Below are 20,050 nucleotides of genomic sequence, written 5' to 3' on the forward strand. Positions count from 1 at the left end.
CTAAGTTATTAAGATGCTAAGATTCTAAGGTTAAATCTTAAAAATCTAAAATCAACAATCTAAAATTTAAAATTAAATGTATATACCTTTTGAAAATTTACCTGGTGAATCTAGAGTTTGGATTTACCAATCGAACAGAAAATTTTCTGAGGAAGAATTTTCTGAAATCGAAACCGATTTGAAAGCTTTTGTAGAAGAATGGGCCGCACACGGAACAAGTCTTGAAGCTTCATTTTTACTAAAATACAATCGTTTTATCATATTGGCCGTAAATCAAGAAGTGCAAGCTGCGACAGGTTGCTCGATTGATAGTTCGGTTGAGTTTATTCAAGGCTTAGAGAAAAAATACAACGTTGACTTGTTGGACAAAATGAACGTTACTTTTAAGCTTGGAGAACATATCGCGCATAAACCATTAATTGATTTTAAGAAAATGGTAAAAGATAAATCAGTTTCTGAGAACACAATTGTTTTCAATAACTTAGTAAACAATATTGAAGAATTTAATGAATCTTGGGAAGTTCCTGCTGCCGACAGCTGGCATAGCAGATTTTTCTAAGAGTATTTGTAAAATATTTGAAAGGCATGAAACTTTAAGTTTTGTGCCTTTTTTTTTTGTTTTAATTGTTTCAGGTTTCAGGTTTCAAGTTTTCTCGAAGTTTGTCATTTCGACCGAAGGGAGAAATCACACAAGAAACTCGATAAAGATTGTAAGCTTACTTTACGGAATTACGTGTGTGATTCCTCGTTCCTCGGAATGACAAGATTGTGGAAAAAGTTCTTATAAAACAAAAAGTCTAGCTTAGCCCCGATGAGAGCGGCATCCTTTTATGGTGGGGTTCGCCATAAAAGATATAGCGGACAGCGGGACAGGTGGTTTTTTGATTGAAGATGTTCTGCTTCAAGAGAATAATTTATTAATTAGAATTAATCTAATTTTGTCAAAAATCTAACAATTGAAAAGGGTAATTAAACAGTATTTTTGAGTATTTTCGTAGAATTAAATTTTATACATGAAAATAGCAATAGTTTGTTATCCAACATTTGGCGGTAGTGGTGTAGTTGCTACAGAACTAGGCCTTGAATTAGCCAGACGGGGACACGAAATACACTTTATAACATATAGTCAGCCAGTTAGGTTGGCACTTTTGAATCCGAATGTTCATTATCACGAAGTAAACGTTCCAGAATATCCACTTTTTCATTATCAACCTTACGAATTGGCTTTGTCAAGCAAATTGGTTGATATGGTAAAATTGTATAAAATCGAAGTTCTTCATGTGCATTACGCAATCCCTCACGCTTATGCGGGTTATATGGCAAAACAAATGCTGAAAAATGAAGGAATTAATCTGCCAATGATTACAACGCTTCACGGAACAGATATTACACTGGTGGGAAATCATCCGTTTTATAAACCTGCTGTAACTTTTAGCATTAATAAATCAGATTATGTGACTTCAGTTTCGCAGAGTTTGAAAGATGATACTTTGAAGCTGTTCAAAATCAAAAATAAAATTAAGGTGATTCCGAATTTTATTGAATTGGATAAAGTTAAGAAAGATCCAACTGTGCCATGTCATCGCTATGTAATGGCAAAAGAAGATGAGCGAATCATAACGCATATTAGTAATTTTAGAAAGGTAAAACGTATTCCGGATATTATTAAGATTTTCTATAATATTCAGAAAGTAATGCCTGCTAAATTAATGATGGTGGGTGATGGTCCTGAGAAAGAAAAAGCAGAGGTTTTGTGCATGGAATTGGGGATTTATGATAAAGTGATCTTCTTTGGAAACAGTAATGAGATTGATAAAATTTTATGTTTTACTGATTTGTTTTTACTTCCATCAGAAACAGAAAGTTTTGGTCTTGCAGCATTAGAAGCAATGGCTTGCGGAGTTCCTGTTATTTCAAGTAATTCTGGAGGTTTGCCTGAGGTTAATTTTGAAGGAGTATCGGGTTATTTAAGTAACGTTGGAAATGTTGATGAAATGGCTGCCAATGCTATTAAAATTTTAAAAGACGATGAAACTCTGAATCAATTTAAATTAAATGCTTTAGAGGTTGCTAAAAAGTTTGATATTAAAAACATCTTGCCTAAGTATGAAGCTTTGTATCAAAAAGCAATAGATGATTATAAAGAGTAAAAGTTTTTAAGTAATATAAGCGTAAATGAAAAAAGTAATTTCAGTTTTAGTCCTTTTTGTTTTGATTTCCTGCGGTGTTAAAAAAACATCAGATTCAAAAGGGTTGTATGAGATTTTAACGGAGCAGTCTGACGGCGGCGGTAATATTAAGTTTTATGAGATTTTGACCGAGCCAAACGAAATCAAAATGTTAGAAAATGATCCGCTTTTAGCTGATAAAATGAAACAGACTGATATTAGTAATTCCAACTATATTATTTTAAATATGGGAGAGAAAAATACAGGAGGTTATTCTATTGGAGTGGATAAAGTAGAGGAAACAGATAAAAATATTATTATAACTGTAAAAGAAAATAGTCCTGCTAAAGACGCAATGGTTATGCAAGTTATTACATATCCGTACACAGTTGTAAAAGTACACTCTAAGAAAGAAATCATTATTAAGTAATTAAGTTCTTAGCTCTGGTGATTTAAATGTCAGGCTGAGCGTAGTCGAAGCCTCTTTTACACCTTAAACCCTTTGACTACGCTTAGGGTGACAATAACAAAAAAAGAAAACCTGCTGTATTTAAAACAGCAGGTTTTCTTTTTTTGTTATTGATTTTTTTGGATTAAAATCTAAATTTAACACCAAGACCAACATCAAATCCGAAGTTGTCGTCATCATAATATCCAGAACCAATTTCAGGTCTGGCATCTAATGATAATGTAATTGGCACTTCGCTAAATCTATATTCTATACCAATATCTCCAGCTGCAAAAACATAAGTTCCGCTGTCGTTGTATTTGTAGTTGTTATTGTAATAATCATGATCCCATGCAGCTAAACCACCACCAACACCAGCATACCAGTTAAAACCGCCGTCAATATTCCAAACCCATTGGTATAAAGCAACACCTTTAATGGCGTCAACATCGCTGCTGTTTCTCCATCCTAAATCAAATTCAAGTCTGTTTTTTTGATTTAATCCCAGTTGGTAAGATACTTCACCTCCAAAGCCGTTATTGTCGCCTAAACGTATACCAAGAGCGTTTTTTGAAATTTCCTGTGATTGAGCCGTAAATGCTAATCCTAATAGCATAATGGCAGATAGAATAATCTTTTTCATAAAATGGTTAAATTAATTTTTTTCAAATGTATAGTTCTCCTAATTCAAGAACGTATAAGATTTTTGGAAATTGTTATATAATTCACATTTCGCAACATTTGAAACGTTGTAAATTAACCTAAAAGTATTGGTGTGCTATGTGTTTACTATTTAAGAATTATTGATGAGATTAATTGAGAGGTAAGAATATCTTCCATTTCAAAAAGATTTTCTTCTTCTGAAAAATTACTTTCTGTATAAGAGTATAATTTCCAGCGTTTTTTATGATATTCTAATGCTGTCAAGTTTTCGATCCAGTCGCCGGAGTTTAAGTATAATGTTGATCCGTGTTTGTTTTCTTTTGTTACTATTTTGGGCTCGTGAATATGCCCGCAGATTACATAATCGTAATTTTTTTCGATAGCCAGATCAGTTGCAGTAGTTTCAAAATCTGAGATGAACTTAACGGCTTTTTTAACGCTGGCTTTTATTTTTTTTGAGAAAGAGTAAGGTTCTCTGCCTAGTTTTGCCAAACACCAATTGGCAAAACGATTACTCAAAATTAAATAATCATATCCTAAACCGCCTAGTTTTGCAATCCATTTTGAGTGTTGTACAGAAGCATCAAATACATCTCCGTGAAAAATCCAAGCTTTTTTATCGTCTAATTCTAAAACTAATTTATCAACCAAACTAAAATTTCCTAGATTCATGTCGCTGAATTTTCGTAGAATTTCATCATGATTTCCAGTAATATAATAGATTTTTGTTCCTTTAGAAGCCATTCCTATTATACGTTGTATAACCCTTAAATGCGATTTAGGAAAGTAGGATTTTCTAAACTGCCAAGCATCAATTATATCTCCGTTAAGTACTAAAGTTTTAGGTTTAATGCTTGATAAATAGTTGTTTAATTCTTTGGCGTGACTTCCGTAAGTTCCTAAGTGGACATCTGAGATAATGACCAATTCAACATTTCTTTTTTTCAATTTTTATTAATTTGAAGTTTAGCAAATAAAAGAATCTCTTCGTAAAACGGTTTTATCAAAAGGTTACTAATTTGGCTGCAGTTTTAATAAATTGTGATTTTTATTTGTTTGATCTTTAATTAACAATAACAATTTTAAATTTTTTAATTTAATTCATAAAACTTACATTTGCTCAAAACAAATAACAATGGCAGGAAATAGCTACGGCACCCTATATAAAGTTACAACATTTGGAGAATCTCATGGTGAAGCTTTAGGCGGAATTATAGACGGTTGTCCATCAGGAATTGAACTTGATTTAGAAGCAATTGAAGTTGAAATGTCTCGCAGAAAACCAGGACAATCAGCAATTGTTACCCAACGTAAAGAACCAGACGCAGTTCAGTTTTTATCTGGAATTTTTGAAGGTAAAACTACCGGAACTCCAATAGGTTTTATTATTCCAAACACCAACCAAAAGTCAGACGACTATTCGCATATAAAAGATAATTACAGACCAAGTCATGCTGATTACGTGTATGATCAAAAATACGGTTTTCGTGATTATCGCGGCGGCGGAAGAAGTTCGGCACGTGAAACAGCAAGCAGAGTTGTAGCGGGAGCAATTGCAAAACAAATGCTGCCTCAAATTAAAATTAATGCTTATGTTTCTTCTGTTGGACCTATTCATTTAGATACACCTTATCAAGATTTAGATTTTTCTAAAATCGAAAGCAATCCAGTTCGCTGTCCAGACGAAAAATCAGCAGCAATTATGGAAGAATACATTCGTGATATTCGCAAACAAGGAGACACCGTTGGAGGTGTTGTGTCTTGCGTAATTCAAAATGTTCCTGTTGGTTTAGGAGAGCCGGTATTTGATAAATTACATGCTGAATTAGGAAAAGCGATGCTTTCTATAAATGCAGTTAAAGGTTTTGAATACGGAAGCGGATTTTCTGGATCTGAAATGAAAGGAAGCGAACATAACGATTTGTATAATCCTGACGGAACTACAAAAACAAATCTTTCAGGCGGAATTCAAGGTGGAATTAGTAACGGAATGGATATCTATTTTAGAGTTGCTTTTAAACCAGTTGCTACCATTATGCAGACTCAAGATTCGCTTGATAATAAAGGAAACATAACACCAATGACCGGAAAAGGACGTCATGATCCGTGCGTTGTACCTCGTGCTGTGCCAATTGTTGAAGCAATGGCCGCAATTGTTTTGGCTGATTTTTATTTAATCAACAAAACATATTAATAAAAATTAAGACAGTGAGGGTCTTATATTTTAATAATTAAAAAACAAATTAATGCAAGTTACAGAAACCAAAAAAAAATCATTTCTTTCAGGACTAACTGGGCAAATTTTAATTGCTATGGTTCTTGGAGCAGCTCTAGGAATTACCCTTCATCATTATATTTCTCCTGAAGCTGCGTTGTCTTTCAGCAACAAAATAAAAATGCTGGCAACTATTTTTATTCGTTTGGTGCAAATGATTATTTCGCCTTTAGTTTTTACAACTTTAGTGGTTGGAATCGCAAAATTAGGTGATATAAAAACGGTTGGAAGAGTTGGAGGAAAAGCACTTGGTTGGTTTTTTACAGCTTCATTTATTTCTTTATTGATTGGACTATTTTATGTTAATATTTTAGAGCCCGGAGTTGGAATAAATTTAGGGCATGTTGATATGACATCTGCAACAGAGGTAACTGGAAAAACTCAAAATTTATCTTTCGAGAATTTTGTTGAACATATCGTTCCTAAAAGTATTTTTGAGGCAATGGCAACCAATGAGATTTTACAAATCGTTGTGTTTTCAATCTTTTTTGGATTGGCTGCTGCATCATTAGGAAATACAGTGAAGCCTGTAATTGGAGCTTTAGATAAAATGTCGCACATCGTTTTAAAAATGGTGAATTATGTAATGAACTTTGCTCCAATTGGAGTATTTGGGGCTATTGCAGGTGTATTTGCAATTAGAGATGCCGAAGAGTTGATTATAACATACTTTAAATTCTTTGGATCTTTCTTACTTGGAATTGGTACTTTATGGGTTGTTTTAATAGCTGTAGGTTATATTTTTCTAAAAGGAAGAATGACCGAGTTGTTAAGACGTATTGTTGGACCTTTGGCGATTGCTTTTGGAACTACAAGCAGTGAAGCTGTTTTTCCTAAATTAACTGAAGAATTAGAAAATTTTGGTGTAAAAGATAGAATTGTATCATTTATGCTGCCTCTTGGTTATTCGTTTAATCTAGACGGAAGTATGATGTATATGACTTTTGCGAGTATTTTTATTGCTCAATTTTATAAAGTCGATTTAGATTTAGGAACTCAAATGGTAATGCTTTTAGTATTGATGTTAACGAGTAAAGGAATTGCAGGTGTGCCAAGAGCTAGTTTAGTTGTTGTTGCAGCAACTTGCGGAATGTTTAAAATTCCTGTAGAAGGTATTGCCTTGATTTTACCTATTGATCACTTTTGTGATATGTTTAGAAGTGCAACAAACGTTTTGGGTAATGCATTAGCTACTTCGGTTGTTGGACAATGGGAAGGTAATGAAGAAACTGAGGTTGTATCTGAAAGTTAAAAAAAAGATACTTTTTTCAATAGAAAAACGTGTTTTTATATCTAAAAAAAGAGCTGTATTTTTTAATTGAAATACAGCTCTTTTTTTAAATTATTAAATGTATATTTGATAAAATTAGCCGATTAATGCCCCGAAAACGGATTTTTTTATTTCTTCTTGTATTTCTGAATTGTTTTGTCAATTCAGCGATCGGGCAAACTGAACCCATATCAGAGGCAAAGATTGATAAACTTATAAAAAAAGCATTAGCTGATTTTAGAGAGTCAAACTTCGAAAAATCATTAATTACTTCCAGAGCTGCACTAAATGGTGCAACTAATTCTAAGAATCCTACCTTAATTTCTCGTTCGTACAATATTATTGCTGCAAACTATAATGAGTTATTAGAAGTTGACAAGGCAATCTTTTTTTATAACAAAAGTTTGTATTATGCCAATAAAACAAAAAACGATTCTATTAAGTACAATCTTTATAATAATCTAGGAAATATGTACTGTTTTGAAAAAAAACAGTTCGAGAAAGGAATCCAATATTATAAAAAATCGATTGTTTATGGTTTGAAAATTAAAGATTTAAGTCAGGTTTATTTTAGTAATGTAAATATTGTCTGGGCGTATTTTGATATTAAGAAATATGAGGAAGGTTATCCGTATCTAAAATATGTAAATGAGAATAAGGAAAAGTATGGAGATGAGTTGACGGAAATTGTTGTGAATATGTTTAATGGTATTTATCACAATTTTCGTAATGAGGACAACTTGGCGGATGCTTTTTTTGCAAAAGCTATAAAAGCAGGGAAGGGTAATACTCAAAAATCTGATTTAGCGTTTGCTCATTTAGAATATTCAAGATTTTTAACTAAAAAAAACAGACTCAAAGAAGCTTATGAAAATCTTTCTATGTATACCAAGCTTACTGATGAGTTGTATAATGATGAAAAAATTAAGAAAGCGACTGTTGCTGGGTTTAATCTAGAATTAGACGAATATAAAAGGCAGATTGATAAAGTCGAGAACGAAAAAGTAGAACAATATCACAGTCTTAAAAAATCAAAAATTATTGTTATTCTGTTTGTTTTAATTTCTTTGATTTTGCTATTTCTGATTATTACTTTAATTAAAAATATCAGACTTAAGAAAAAACACAATTTAGAGCTTCTAAAAGCAAAAGAAATTGCAGAGGAAGCCTCACTCTTAAAAACTCAATTTATTTCGACTATAAGCCACGAATTACGCACACCGCTTTATGGTGTAGTTGGTATAACGAACATGCTGCTCGATGAACATAAAGAATTATCGCGAAGCGAGCATTTAAGTGCCTTGAAATTCTCTGCCAGATATTTATTGTCACTTGTAAATGACATTCTTCAAATCAATAAAATTGAAGAAAATAAGGTGGTGCTGGAGAACTTAACGTTTAATATTTCTGATGAGATAATTGTAATCAAGAATTCCCTTTCTTTCTTATCTCAAAAAAATAATAATAAGATAAACATAGATATTGATGATAAGATTCCAGAATATCTAATTGGAGATAAACTTCGTTTGGCTCAAATTTTAATGAACTTGGTTAGTAATGCTTTAAAATTTACTAAAAATGGTGAAGTCGATATTGTGGTTAAACTTGACCGAATCGACGGGAAGTTTTACTTTTTGGATTTTCTAATTAAAGACAATGGAGTGGGTATAGCTGCTGTTGATCAAAATAAAATTTTTGAAAAATTTGTTCAAGTGGGAAGAAAAGATGAAGATTATCAAGGAACCGGTTTAGGTCTTAGTATTGTAAAAAGATTATTAGGGCTTTTTGGAAGTACAATTAGTGTGGAAAGTGATCTCGGTAAGGGAACAGCTTTCTCTTTTAAAGTTCCATTTGAGCATGATCCTCAAAAAACTAAAAAGATTATAGAAGAAATTGAAGTTGATTTAACCTCCAATGAAATTTATAAAATTTTAATTGTTGAAGACAACTTGATTAATCAGCTGGTAACGAAGAAAATTATCGAGAAAAACAACTATATCTGTTCTGTTGTAGATGATGGATTTGGAGCCTTAAAAATATTAGAAACGGAGGAGTTTGATCTTATTTTAATGGATATTAATATGCCATTAATGAATGGATTTGAAACCACAAAAAGAATTCGTCTTTTAGGTATAAAAACGCCTATAGTTGCCTTAACTGCTTTTGATAAAGATGAAATAACAGACGAAGCAATTTCGTCAGGAATAAACGATATTATTGTAAAACCGTTTGAACCTGTTAAGTTGTTTAAAATTTTAAACTACTTAATAAATGAAGCAAAAAACGTTGGTTAAGAGGGTAATATATAAAACAATAAACACGAATTTCACAAATTAGCACTAGTCTATAAAAATTTGTGCAAATTAGTGAAATTCGTGTTTAGTATTGAATTAAATTCTGTTACGTATTAGTACCAGCGTTTTTTATTTTGTTTAGAAGCATTTGATTTTCTCGATTTATGAGCTCCGCCGCTTCGGTTTGAATTTTTAGGTTTTTCTCCCGCTTCTGGACTTCCTTCATGCCAAGGGTAAGGATGATCTTTAATAGTTTGAACATCTACCTTTATCAATTTCTGAATATCTTTCCAGTACGGATGCTCGTCTTTTCCACAAAATGAAATTGCAATACCGCCATTTCCTGCGCGCCCGGTACGTCCAATACGGTGTACGTAAGTTTCAGGAATATTAGGAAGATCAAAATTGATAACATAAGGAAGCTGTTCAATATCAATTCCTCTTGCCGCAATATCTGTAGCTACAAGTACGCCAACTTCTTTGTTTTTAAAAGCATCTAAAACACGTTGTCTTGCATTTTGAGATTTATCTCCGTGAATTGCTTCTGCAGGAATATCTTTTTTTCTAAGTGCTTTTACAACATTATCAGCTCCATGTTTCGTTCTTGAAAAAACAAGTACATTTGATAAATTTTCGTTTTTTATCAAATGGTATAATAAATTTCTTTTTTCTGTTTTATCAACAAAATAAATACGCTGTTCTACATTTTCGGCAGTTGAAGAAACTGGAGAAACTTCTACTTTTTCTGGATCTTGTAAAAACATTTCAGCCAGTTCGCGAATTGCTAAAGGCATTGTAGCAGAGAAAAGTAAAGTTTGTCTGTTTTTTGGAGTCAGTTTTACAATCTTCTTTACATCATTTATAAAACCCATATCAAGCATTTGATCTGCTTCATCAAGAACTAGAGTATGCAAATGATTAAAATCTAGAAAACCTTGTTTATGTAAATCAAGTAAGCGGCCAGGAGTAGCTACTAAAATATCTACACCATTTTTTAAAGCTTCAACTTGTGGGTTTTGTGAAACACCGCCAAAAATAGTCAGTTGAGTTAGGTTTGTATATTTAGCATAAGTGTCAAAACTTTGACCAATTTGTACTGCTAATTCACGAGTAGGAGTAACTACAAGAGCGCGAATTTGTTTGGCCTTTTTTGAAGAGCCTACAATTCGGTGTAATTGATGTATGATAGGAATTGCAAATGCTGCAGTTTTTCCCGTACCTGTTTGCGCGCAGCCAATTAAATCTCGCCCAGCCAAAACAATCGGAATTGATTTTTCCTGAATTGGGGTAGGATTTAAGTAGCCTTCTTCAAATACGGCTTTTTGTATACTTTTTGAAAGTGATAAATCTTCGAATAACATATCTTAGTAATTAAGATTTTAGTTTTAAGTACTAAAATCTGTGCAAAGATAGGTTTATTCGGTCAATCGTTTATTTGATTCTTGTATTATTTGGGAAATGTGTGGTTTTAAAGTAGTTGTTCTTCATTGAGATTTTTCTTTTTCGTTATTAGCTTTCACAAAATCGGTAACCAAATAACCAATTAATTTTCCAATTAAATTGTTGTTTGGAGAATCAGCTAAATCTGGTGCACCTTCGCAAATATGAAGATATGCTGCATTTTTATGCTGTCCGAAAAAAGAAATGAATTGTCTGAGTTCTTCAACCGAAAATCCACTTATAGTCATTGCACTGCTGGCAATATTAGGAATTGCATCTAAGTCAATTTCAATTCCAAACGAATCAGTTTTGATAAATTCGAGAGCAAGAGCCATTTCTTTGTCAAAGTCTTTTTCTTTACGAATATTGACGCTGTCATAAGTATTATAGCGAACGCGGTCTTCTAGTTTTTTAATAATGTCTAAAACACTTTTTGAAGTATAGTTTTCATGCAATCCAAAAATGAAGTACTTTTTTAGGAAACCTTCTTCGTAAGCATATGAGAAGCCATTTCCGCTATGGCGACCTTCCAGAATTCTAAAATCAGAATGCGCATCAAAATTTATGGCGTTAATAGGTTTTCCTTTGGCTAAAGCCGAGCCTTTAATATTTCCGTAAGCATTATTATGACCGCCGCCAATTATAATTGGAGTTTTTCCAGCTTTAATTATGGTAAAAATAATATGCGAAACCTCTTTGTCAATTTTTTCTACTAATTGACTTAATTTAGATCGGTCGTCAATGTCATTAAAGTCTAGTTTTTCTACATTGCGCATTTCTTCGGCAACATTAAGCTGTCCTAAAACTATAATCTGGCTGCCTTTGCAAAAGCGATTGTGTTGGATATTGGCAATGCTTTTTATGGCACTGCTCCAAGCAGAAGCAGCTCCGGGTCTTCCGTAGTTAGCACGCACGCCAATATCTTCAGGAATTCCTAAAAGAACATATTTTGCTTCGCTTTCTTGTAAAAATTTGATTTTATCAGCTCCCTTAGGAATGACAATCATTTTTTCTCCAAATTTTATTTCGCCGCTTCGATGATTTGTGACCTTTGCCAAATCATTGACTGTAAAAGGAATTAGTTTTTCCATTAAAAAAAAAATATTTTCCAAAAATAATATAATTGCGTCAACTTACGTTATTACGATATATTAATTCTTAAATTTGTTTTTAAAGAAAATTATTCAATATGGAAAACCCAAAGAACAACAATTCAAGTCTAAAGGCGATTATCGCAGTTTTAGCAGTCCTACTAATTGGTAGCTTAGTGTATATTTTTAAACTTTCTTCTGATACTGAAGTGGTTAAAACTGAACTTACAACAACGATGACAGAGAAAGAATCTGTTATGAAAGATTTGCAAGAGTTAAAAGCGACTTATGATGCTGCAATTGCAGAGAATACTTCAATGTCTGATGAATTAATTCAAGAAAGAGATAAAGTAGTGGCTTTAATGGATGATTTGAACAAATCTAAAGGTGATGTTTCTAAATTCAGATCTCAAGTTCAAGCAATGCAAGGTAAAATGAAAACTTTAGTTGCTGAAAACGATGAGTTGAAAAAACAAAATGGTGTTTTAACTACTCAAAGAGATAGTACTATTGTAGTATTGGGAGAATCTAAAAAGTATAACGAAGTACTAGTTGGTCAAAATGAAGAATTGGCTAAAACTGTAGAAAGAGGTTCTAAATTATCAGTTTTAAATACTAAAACTGCAGCTTACAAATTGAAAAGCTCAGGAAAACAAGTTGAAACTGATAAAGCAAGCCGTGCCGATGTTTTGAAAGTAAGCTTTACAATTGCTGAAAATCAAATCGCTAAGTCTGGTGATAAAACGTATTATGTTCAAGTGATTGATTCTAAAAATAACGTTTTAGGTGATAAGAAAACTGAAAGCTTTGGTGATAAATCATTAACATACAGCTTTAAAACTACTGTTCAATATGAGAACAAAAGTGTAAATGTTACTGAAGATTTACCAGGTAAAGATTTTGCTAAAGGAACTTATTTTATCAATGTTTTTGATAATGATGAGTTGGTTTCTAAAACAAGTTTCAGTTTAAGATAAGACCACGTCGCTTAAGTAATAATACCACTAAAATATTAAAGGTCTGTGATTTTTTCACAGACCTTTTTTTATTGATAAAACTATTCACAGATATAACTGTTATATAATCTTTCCTTCTATAAAAACACTTTCAATTAAATTACTGCCAAATGCATAAGGTATTTGATAATAAGAAGAAATTGGTTTCGTCAGGATAAGATTGGCTTTTTTTCCTTTTGTGATACTTCCGTGCGTTTCTGAAAGTCCCATTGCATAAGCTCCGTTAATTGTAGCTGCGTTTATAGCTTCTTCGGGAGTCATTTTCATCTTTATACAAGCCGTTGCTACAACAAAATTCATATTTCCTGATGGAGTAGAACCTGGATTGAAATCGGTTGCTAATGCAAGCGGTAAACCTGCTTTGATCATTTCGCGCGCTGGAGTATATGGAATACTTAAAAAATACGAACATGACGGTAAAGCAACCGGCATCGTTTCTGTGTCTTTTAAAGCTTCAATATCTTCTGGATTCATAATTTCAAGATGATCTACAGAAAGGGCTTTAAACTTAACACCAGCTTGTATTCCGCCAATAGAATTGAATTGGTTTACATGTATTTTTGGTATTAAGCCAGATTTTATTCCTGCATCCATTATTGTTTCGGTTTCTTCAACAGAAAAATAACCGCTTTCGCAGAAAACATCAATATAATCAGCAAGCTTATTTTGAGCAATTTCAGGAATCATTTGTGTTATGATTTCTTCGATATAACCAGCCTTGTTTTCTTTATAATGTGTTGGAAAAGCATGAGCGCCCAAAAAAGTAGCTTTTATTGAAATGGGATAATTTTCGGCTAGTTTTTTAATTACGCGAAGCATTTTTAATTCGCCTTCAATTGTAAGTCCGTAACCTGATTTTATTTCAACAGCGCCAGTTCCTAACTGCATTACTTCTTCAAGACGAATTTTAGATTGGTCGTAAATATCATCTTCTGAAGTTTCGTTTAGTTTTTTAGCCGAATTTAATATTCCGCCTCCGCGATTAGCAATTTCTTCATAAGTAAATCCGTTAATACGGTCAACAAATTCCTGTTCGCGATTGCCGGCGTAAACAATATGAGTGTGGCTGTCACACCAAGTTGGCAGAACTACTTTTCCTGTGGCATCGATAACTTCGTCTGCATCAATTTCAGGAAGATTTTCCATCAATCCAAAATTGACAATTAGATTGTCTTTTATCAGTAAAAAAGCATTTTTAAGAGTTGGAAGTATTGCCATTTCAGCTCCTGAAACTTTTGATATTGAAGTTTCGCGAACTTGAAGCAGTTCTTGTATGTTTTTTATTAATGTTGTCATTATTGTTATTGTTATAAAAGACAAATTTCACAAATTATCACGAACTAATTCGCGAAATCTGTGAAATTTGTGTTCTTATTAGTTTTGTTTTATTATTCAGAAACGGTTATTTCAAACATTTTCTCCCAATATTTTCCAGTAACAAATATGGTTTTGGTTTGTGGTTTGTAAGCGATTCCGTTTAATACTTCAGCTTCTGGATGTTTGATGAATTTACGTAAATCAGAAAGGTTTAAAATGCCTTCAACAGCTCCAGAAGTTGGATTTATAACTGCAATAGCATCTTTTTGCCAAACATTTGCATAGATCTTTCCGTTGATATATTCCAATTCGTTAAGAACTTTAATTTTTGAAGTTCCTGAATATACATTGATGTAATCAATAAGTTTTTGAGTTTCGGGATCCATCTTCCAGATTTTTTCAGTTCCGTCTGAACGATAAATGTATTTTCCGTCATTTGTCATTCCCCAGCCTTCAATTTCTTTGTCGTAGGTAAATGTTTTTTCAAGTTTTAATGTTTTAGCATCATAAATAAAGCCTGTTTTTTCTTGCCAGCTTAATTGGAAAACTTTTCCGTTAATAAAAGTAATTCCTTCACCAAAATATTCTTTCGGAAGATCTACTTGTTTAATTACTTTTCCAGTTTTATAATCTACAGATCTAAAATAAGAATCTCCTTTTTGACCTGTACTTTCATATAAAACGTCATCATAAAACTCTAAACCTTCTGTAAAAGCTTTGGTGTCGTGCGGGTATGTGTTTACAACTTTATAGTTTAGTAATTTTGGTTCAACACTTGAAACTAATTCAATTCTTTTAGTAGCATCAGATGAGTTTCCTCCAAAATAAACAGTTGCTTTTAGATATTGATAACCTAATCTTTGATCTTTTAGTTCAAATTTAAATTTTTCATTTCCTTTTTTACTTCCCACTTTTTTATCGTTAACAAAGTACGCAACGCTGTCGATTTCTTTCGAATTTGGGTTTGAAATTCCAATTGAAACAGCTTCTTGTGGAAGAAAATGGGCAGGAAAAGCAGAATCGTCAATATTAAATAAAGAATTTTCACCTTTATTTTTATCTCCACATCCAATTAATGTAGTTCCTAATAAAATGACAGCTAGGAAGTTATATTTTTTCATAGTTTAAAATTTGAATAAGCCAATATACAACGATATTTTTATAGCAGCAAAGCTCTTGCAAAAATATAAAAAGATTGTATATTTGCACCGGCAAGTCCTACACGACCAGCTCCTGCAGACTCCCCCAGGATGGGAACATAGCAAGGGTACGTGGTTGAGCGGTGCGATGTAGGTCGCTTGCCATTTTTTTTCTTTTTTTTTATTGTCCCGAAGTTTCGGGATTTTTTTTTAGAATTAATGTAAAAGTAGTCTTCCTTCGGGAGGATTTTTTTATTTTTGGTTCTTTGCGATGTTCAAAGTTATTGGTTAGATGTTAGAAGTTAAGAGTATTATACATAGTTCAGCTTCAAAATTATGATCAATACTATTTGAAATACTTTATGAAATGAAAGAAAAACTATCAAAACTTTTTTTGGGTCTTATATGCATTGGATTAGTTTATCTTATTTTGAAAGGGAAAAATTATCAAAAGGAAATTGGAGAACATCAAGGTGAAACCATTTGTAAGTTTACATTTTGTAAGCAATACCCAAAATCAAATAGTGCATTTGTAAAATATTATGTGAATAATAAAGTATATAGAAATAGTTCTGGACGTTGTCCTGATAATTCTGTTTCCAAAATGAATAAATTTTTTATCTTGAAATATTCTACAATCGATCCAAATAAAATTGCGGTTGATTTTTCTAAAGAAATTACGGATTCAGTTCAGATAAAGGAATTGGAATCAAAACTTGAATTAAAATATTGGCTTGACCATTAATAATTTTAAAAACTCATAACTCAAAAAATGAATAAAGTTGTTTTAATTACTGGTGCATCCTCAGGGATTGGAAAATCGATTGGTGAATTTTTGCATAAAAAAGGATTCGTTGTATATGGAACGAGTAGAAATCCTGAAAAAGTATTGAATTCTATTTTTCCGTTAGTGGCTCTGGATGTTCGAAATGCTGAATCAATTAAACTGGCGGTGAATAAAATTATTGCAGCTTCCGGGAGATTGGATATTGTAATTAATAATGCTGGAGTTGGAATTACAGGACCTTTGGAAGAAATTCCGATGGAAGAAATTAAAAACAATTTTGAAACTAATTTCTTTGGGCCAATTGAGGTAATGAAATCAGTATTGCCGCAAATGCGCGAGCAAAAATCTGGTTTGATTATTAATATTACTTCAATTGCAGGTTATATGGGATTGCCTTACAGAAGTGTTTATTCGGCTTCAAAAGGAGCTTTAGAATTGATTACGGAGGCTTTGAGGATGGAAGTGAAGCAGTTTGGGATTGAAATAACAAATGTGGCTCCTGGAGATTTTGCTACAAATATTGCATCAGGACGTTATCATGCACCGGTTATTCAAGGTTCTGCTTATGAAAAAGTGTATGGAGAGACACTTGCAACGATGGATGAACATGTTGATGCGGGAAGTAATCCAAATGAAATGGCTGAAGCTGTTTTTAAAATTATTCAACAAGATAAACCAAAAGTTCATTATAAGGTGGGAGCTTTCATGCAGAAGTTTTCGATTGTATTGAAACGTGCATTGCCAGATAAGGTTTATGAAAAAATGCTGATGAATCATTATAACTTGTAAAATTATGAATCAGATGATAGAGTTTTTGCCTACTATTTTTGTTGTTTTAATTTTTCTTGTTGTTTGGTTTGTATTTCGAAGAATATTAAGCTCTTTGAGTGATAAGATTAACAATTCGGAAGTTTATAAGGAAGAAACGTTAAAAGTTCTTGAAGAAATTAGAGATGAATTGAAAGAATTAAATAAAAAGAATTCTTCTAAGTAATTATAAGTTGTAATTTTGCAGCTGAGTTTGCGTGAGGGATAAAGGTGTTATTCTTTTGTGAAGTGAAGCGGAACAAAAGATATAGTCGAAAGCCCGTTCGCCATGGTGAACACGCCTAAATAATATTCAACACAATTAAATATAAATAGATTATGAAATTTTTTATTGATACTGCTAATTTAGCTCAGATTAAAGAAGCACAAGCTTTAGGCGTTTTAGATGGTGTAACAACTAATCCGTCTTTGATGGCTAAAGAAGGAATTACTGGAAAAAACAATATCTTGAAGCATTATGTTGACATTTGCAATCTTGTAGAAGGTGATGTAAGTGCTGAAGTAAACGCTTTGGATTTTGAAGGAATGGTGAAAGAAGGTGAGGAGTTAGCTGAGTTACATGATCAAATCGTTGTAAAATTGCCTATGACAAAAGAAGGTGTAATGGCTGCAAAATATTTCTCTGATAAAGGAATTAAAACAAACGTAACTCTTGTGTTTTCTGCAGGACAAGCATTATTGGCTGCAAAAGCGGGAGCAACTTATGTTTCTCCTTTCATTGGTCGTTTAGATGATGTTTCTACAGACGGTTTGAATTTAATTCAAGAAATTAGAGAGATTTACGATAACTATGGTTATGAAACTCAAATTTTAGCAGCTTCTGTACGTCACACAATGCATATTGTAAACTGTGCAAAAATTGGTGCTGATGTAATGACTGGACCACTTTCTGCAATTTATGGATTATTGAAACACCCATTAACTGATATCGGTTTAGCACAATTCGTAGCTGACTTCGAGAAGGGAAATAAGTAATTATTAGATACTTATAAAATTAAAATCGTCTTTTTTCTAACGAGAAAAGACGATTTTTTTTTACTTTTATAGTAACCTAAAAACAAATTACTTATGAAAATTGTACTATTCTTAATGTCATTTTTTGTTGCGAGTTTATCTATAAATGCACAAGCGGCAAAGGTTCTTACAAGTGTTAATGAAGCTGGAGATGTAGCCACTTATGAGCTGGACTGCAGTGCTAAGTTTCAGGTATTGGCTAAAGGTTTGCGTTATAATATTACCCGACATGAATTTAAGGGACCTGAGCTGAAAAACTCATACCGATTGATGTTGGTTATGGATGGGTTTTATTCTAAAACACTCAATAAAACAATGACAATATCAGCAGTATTAAGTGATGGGACAATTATCGAAGCTAAAAAGATTATTGAAGATGATGGTTTTTTTGATGGCGCCTGCACATTAAAAATCAAAGATCCTCAGGCTCTTTTAGCGGCCAATATAGACAAAGTTATTGTTCACGCGGATAAAGATGTTGTGTATAAGTTAAGTGAGCAAAACAAGGCTGTTTTTAAAAAGAATTTAAGTAATGTTATAAATGCTAAGTAACGTAAAGAGGTTCAAAGGAGCAAAGCGGTAAAGATTCTGAGGTTTTGTTTTGTAAGGAAATAAAAAATCCCAAATTCTAATTTTATGGATTAGAATTTGGGATTTTTTTTACTGTTTATTTTTGGAATTTAGTGACCTCCGCCTTCACTTTGAACGTGGCTGATTCCTTGTTTCTTTAATATTTTAGGGCAGTAGAAACCGTAGAATCCTAAATAAGCAAATCCTAAAAGAGGTACAATATAAGAGAAATGTGTCCATGTAATACCAAAGATTCCTTCTGGTCTTGTAAGGTCAAAATCACAGATGCTTCCTTGTACTAAAGGAATAATTCCTCCTCCTAGAATCATCATGATTAAGAATGAAGATGCTTTTCCAGTGTTTTTTCCTAAACCAGCGATCGCTAAATCGAAGATTGACGGCCACATAATTGACAAGAATAATCCACCAGAGATAAAGAAGAATTTAGCAATTTCCGGGCTTGGACAAACTAATCCTGCAAGCATCATTAGTAAACCAGATATTCCGAAAAGCATTAATGTTTTTCCAGCATTTTTTCCTCCTATAAAACTCACACCAATAAATACTAAAATCCAGATTGGGTAGATGTAGAACGAAGAAACATCGTGCGCTGCAAAAATATTAGCTCCAATAATTACTCCAAATGCAACAGCAGGAACAATGAATTTTAATGCTGTATTTACTAAGTTTGAAGTATTGAAAACGTTAACACCGCCATTCCAACGGCCAATCATTAAACTTCCCCAGTATAGAGCGATAAATGGCGCGATTGCATCTTCTAATACATTACCAAATTCAGCAGTATGAAGCAAAGCAGGCAGGTTACTAATAATTGTAACTTCGGTTCCAACATAAATAAAGATTCCTAACATTCCTAGATATAGTTGTGGATAATCAAGGATGTTGAATTTTTCGTGTGCTGTTTTAACTACTTCTTCCTCTTCTTTTGCCGGGTCTTCAATTTTAGAGAAGTTCATGAAAATTGCAACTGCAATAAATGCAAGACCAAGAATGATAAAAGGTAATTTAATATCTTCTAAAGAAAGTGCTGTTTTTTTGTTGTCTCCCATTCCAAATAAAGCGATTCCAAGTAAAATTGCTCCAATTGTTGTTCCAAAAGAGTTAATACCTCCTGCAAGTGTTAAACGGTGGGCTCCGGTTTGAGGGCTTCCCATTTTAATGGCTAATGGATTGGCAACAATTTGTTGAATAGAAAAACCTAATCCTACAGTAAATAAAGCTGTTAAGAAAAATGGAAAGCTTTCCATTGTTGCTGCAGGGATGAATAAAAATGAACCGAAAGCTGAAAGTACTAAACCAGCTGAAAGGGTTTTTTTGTATCCAAATTTTTGTAGAACATCTAATTTTAAGGAAACTAAAAAGAAAATCAAAGATCCTACAAAATACGCCGCATAAAAAGCCCACGCTACTAGTTGTGATTGAACTTGAGATAAGGTGAATACTTTTTTGAATACGGGAATAAGGATATCATTGGCCGAACCAACAAAACCCCAAAAGAAGAAGACTATTATCAACGAGATAAACTGCCCCCATTTGGTTTGCACATTTTCTGAACTCATAATTGTAATAAGGTTAATTTTTAATAAAATTGTTTTTTGAAGACCGTAAATATATTTGTTACACGAATCAAAAAAAAATTATTGATTAAAAATAATGTTAAATTTAAACGAACTACAATATTTATTCAACAATGTGTTAATTTATATAGA

19 protein-coding genes and 1 other RNA gene are annotated in these 20,050 nt (G+C 32.6%); 13 read left to right on the plus strand and 7 right to left on the minus strand.

Features of this window, described 5'->3' with window-relative positions:
* Positions 1-76: 76 nt before the first annotated feature.
* The 3 genes from ACHRV0_RS07785 (at position 77) to ACHRV0_RS07795 (ending at position 2,598) form a co-directional block, all read left to right on the plus strand.
* Entirely contained in the window at positions 77-559 is a 483-nt protein-coding gene (locus ACHRV0_RS07785; protein WP_089052805.1) for an ABC transporter ATPase, read from the plus strand.
* 454 nt (positions 560-1,013) lie between these two features.
* On the plus strand, positions 1,014-2,150 hold the full coding sequence (gene bshA / locus ACHRV0_RS07790; RefSeq protein ID WP_089052806.1) for an N-acetyl-alpha-D-glucosaminyl L-malate synthase BshA: 1,137 nt from the start codon (positions 1,014-1,016) through the stop codon (positions 2,148-2,150).
* 25 nt (positions 2,151-2,175) lie between these two features.
* Positions 2,176-2,598, plus strand: coding sequence for a protease complex subunit PrcB family protein (locus ACHRV0_RS07795; RefSeq protein WP_129024640.1), 423 nt, complete (start codon positions 2,176-2,178; stop codon positions 2,596-2,598).
* A 163-nt stretch (positions 2,599-2,761) separates the two neighbouring features.
* Here ACHRV0_RS07795 and ACHRV0_RS07800 read toward each other — a convergent pair whose 3' ends face one another.
* Together ACHRV0_RS07800 and ACHRV0_RS07805 are read right to left on the minus strand one after the other, a co-directional pair.
* Positions 2,762-3,259: a hypothetical protein gene (locus ACHRV0_RS07800; RefSeq protein ID WP_089052808.1), complete on the minus strand. Its 498-nt coding sequence runs from the start codon at positions 3,257-3,259 to the stop codon at positions 2,762-2,764.
* A gap of 146 nt (positions 3,260-3,405) precedes the next feature.
* Positions 3,406-4,227 carry a UDP-2,3-diacylglucosamine diphosphatase gene (locus ACHRV0_RS07805; RefSeq protein ID WP_395440428.1) on the minus strand — a complete coding sequence of 274 codons (822 nt, stop codon included), beginning with the start codon at positions 4,225-4,227 and terminating at the stop codon, positions 3,406-3,408.
* Positions 4,228-4,414: 187 nt separating this feature from the next.
* Here ACHRV0_RS07805 and aroC point away from each other — a divergent pair, with 187 nt between their 5' ends.
* The 3 genes from aroC (at position 4,415) to ACHRV0_RS07820 (ending at position 9,118) form a co-directional block, all read left to right on the plus strand.
* Positions 4,415-5,473: a chorismate synthase gene (gene aroC, locus ACHRV0_RS07810; protein WP_395440429.1), complete on the plus strand. Its 1,059-nt coding sequence runs from the start codon at positions 4,415-4,417 to the stop codon at positions 5,471-5,473.
* A gap of 52 nt (positions 5,474-5,525) precedes the next feature.
* Positions 5,526-6,806 carry a dicarboxylate/amino acid:cation symporter gene (locus tag ACHRV0_RS07815; protein ID WP_395440430.1) on the plus strand — a complete coding sequence of 427 codons (1,281 nt, stop codon included), beginning with the start codon at positions 5,526-5,528 and terminating at the stop codon, positions 6,804-6,806.
* 125 nt (positions 6,807-6,931) lie between these two features.
* A complete protein-coding gene (locus ACHRV0_RS07820; RefSeq protein ID WP_395440431.1) occupies positions 6,932-9,118 on the plus strand; it encodes a response regulator in 2,187 nt (728 codons plus the stop codon).
* Positions 9,119-9,231: 113 nt separating this feature from the next.
* On the opposite strand, the gene ACHRV0_RS07825 is transcribed toward ACHRV0_RS07820, so the two are convergent.
* Both ACHRV0_RS07825 and ACHRV0_RS07830 read right to left on the minus strand, forming a co-directional pair.
* The gene (locus tag ACHRV0_RS07825; RefSeq protein WP_395440432.1) at positions 9,232-10,479 is read right to left on the minus strand and encodes a DEAD/DEAH box helicase; all 1,248 of its coding nucleotides are present in this window, start codon (positions 10,477-10,479) and stop codon (positions 9,232-9,234) included.
* Positions 10,480-10,602: 123 nt separating this feature from the next.
* Positions 10,603-11,649, minus strand: coding sequence for a formimidoylglutamase (locus ACHRV0_RS07830; protein WP_129025929.1), 1,047 nt, complete (start codon positions 11,647-11,649; stop codon positions 10,603-10,605).
* Positions 11,650-11,747: 98 nt separating this feature from the next.
* Here ACHRV0_RS07830 and ACHRV0_RS07835 point away from each other — a divergent pair, with 98 nt between their 5' ends.
* The gene (locus ACHRV0_RS07835) at positions 11,748-12,626 is read left to right on the plus strand and encodes a hypothetical protein (protein ID WP_089052815.1); all 879 of its coding nucleotides are present in this window, start codon (positions 11,748-11,750) and stop codon (positions 12,624-12,626) included.
* A 99-nt stretch (positions 12,627-12,725) separates the two neighbouring features.
* Here the strand turns inward: ACHRV0_RS07835 and hutI are convergent, their stop codons facing one another.
* Together hutI and ACHRV0_RS07845 are read right to left on the minus strand one after the other, a co-directional pair.
* Positions 12,726-13,961 carry an imidazolonepropionase gene (gene hutI / locus ACHRV0_RS07840; protein ID WP_395440433.1) on the minus strand — a complete coding sequence of 412 codons (1,236 nt, stop codon included), beginning with the start codon at positions 13,959-13,961 and terminating at the stop codon, positions 12,726-12,728.
* Between the two features lie 92 nt (positions 13,962-14,053).
* A complete protein-coding gene (locus ACHRV0_RS07845) occupies positions 14,054-15,103 on the minus strand; it encodes a glutaminyl-peptide cyclotransferase (RefSeq protein WP_395440434.1) in 1,050 nt (349 codons plus the stop codon).
* Positions 15,104-15,191: 88 nt separating this feature from the next.
* Between ACHRV0_RS07845 and ffs the strand changes: the two genes are divergently transcribed.
* The 6 genes from ffs (at position 15,192) to ACHRV0_RS07875 (ending at position 18,302) form a co-directional block, all read left to right on the plus strand.
* Positions 15,192-15,289: signal recognition particle sRNA small type (gene ffs, locus ACHRV0_RS07850), an RNA gene on the plus strand.
* Positions 15,290-15,488: 199 nt separating this feature from the next.
* The gene (locus ACHRV0_RS07855; protein ID WP_395440435.1) at positions 15,489-15,866 is read left to right on the plus strand and encodes a hypothetical protein; all 378 of its coding nucleotides are present in this window, start codon (positions 15,489-15,491) and stop codon (positions 15,864-15,866) included.
* 27 nt (positions 15,867-15,893) lie between these two features.
* A complete protein-coding gene (locus ACHRV0_RS07860; protein ID WP_395440436.1) occupies positions 15,894-16,697 on the plus strand; it encodes an SDR family oxidoreductase in 804 nt (267 codons plus the stop codon).
* Positions 16,698-16,701: 4 nt separating this feature from the next.
* Positions 16,702-16,902, plus strand: a complete 201-nt coding sequence (locus tag ACHRV0_RS07865) for a hypothetical protein (RefSeq protein ID WP_129025936.1) — start codon at positions 16,702-16,704, stop codon at positions 16,900-16,902.
* A gap of 152 nt (positions 16,903-17,054) precedes the next feature.
* Positions 17,055-17,711: a fructose-6-phosphate aldolase gene (fsa, locus tag ACHRV0_RS07870; RefSeq protein WP_089052819.1), complete on the plus strand. Its 657-nt coding sequence runs from the start codon at positions 17,055-17,057 to the stop codon at positions 17,709-17,711.
* 93 nt (positions 17,712-17,804) lie between these two features.
* The gene (locus tag ACHRV0_RS07875; RefSeq protein WP_395440437.1) at positions 17,805-18,302 is read left to right on the plus strand and encodes a hypothetical protein; all 498 of its coding nucleotides are present in this window, start codon (positions 17,805-17,807) and stop codon (positions 18,300-18,302) included.
* A 128-nt stretch (positions 18,303-18,430) separates the two neighbouring features.
* Here ACHRV0_RS07875 and ACHRV0_RS07880 read toward each other — a convergent pair whose 3' ends face one another.
* On the minus strand, positions 18,431-19,900 hold the full coding sequence (locus ACHRV0_RS07880) for an MFS transporter (RefSeq protein WP_089052821.1): 1,470 nt from the start codon (positions 19,898-19,900) through the stop codon (positions 18,431-18,433).
* Positions 19,901-20,050: the final 150 nt, after the last annotated feature.

This window comes from Flavobacterium sp. FlaQc-30, from assembly GCF_044005885.1.
Lineage (GTDB): Bacteria > Bacteroidota > Bacteroidia > Flavobacteriales > Flavobacteriaceae > Flavobacterium.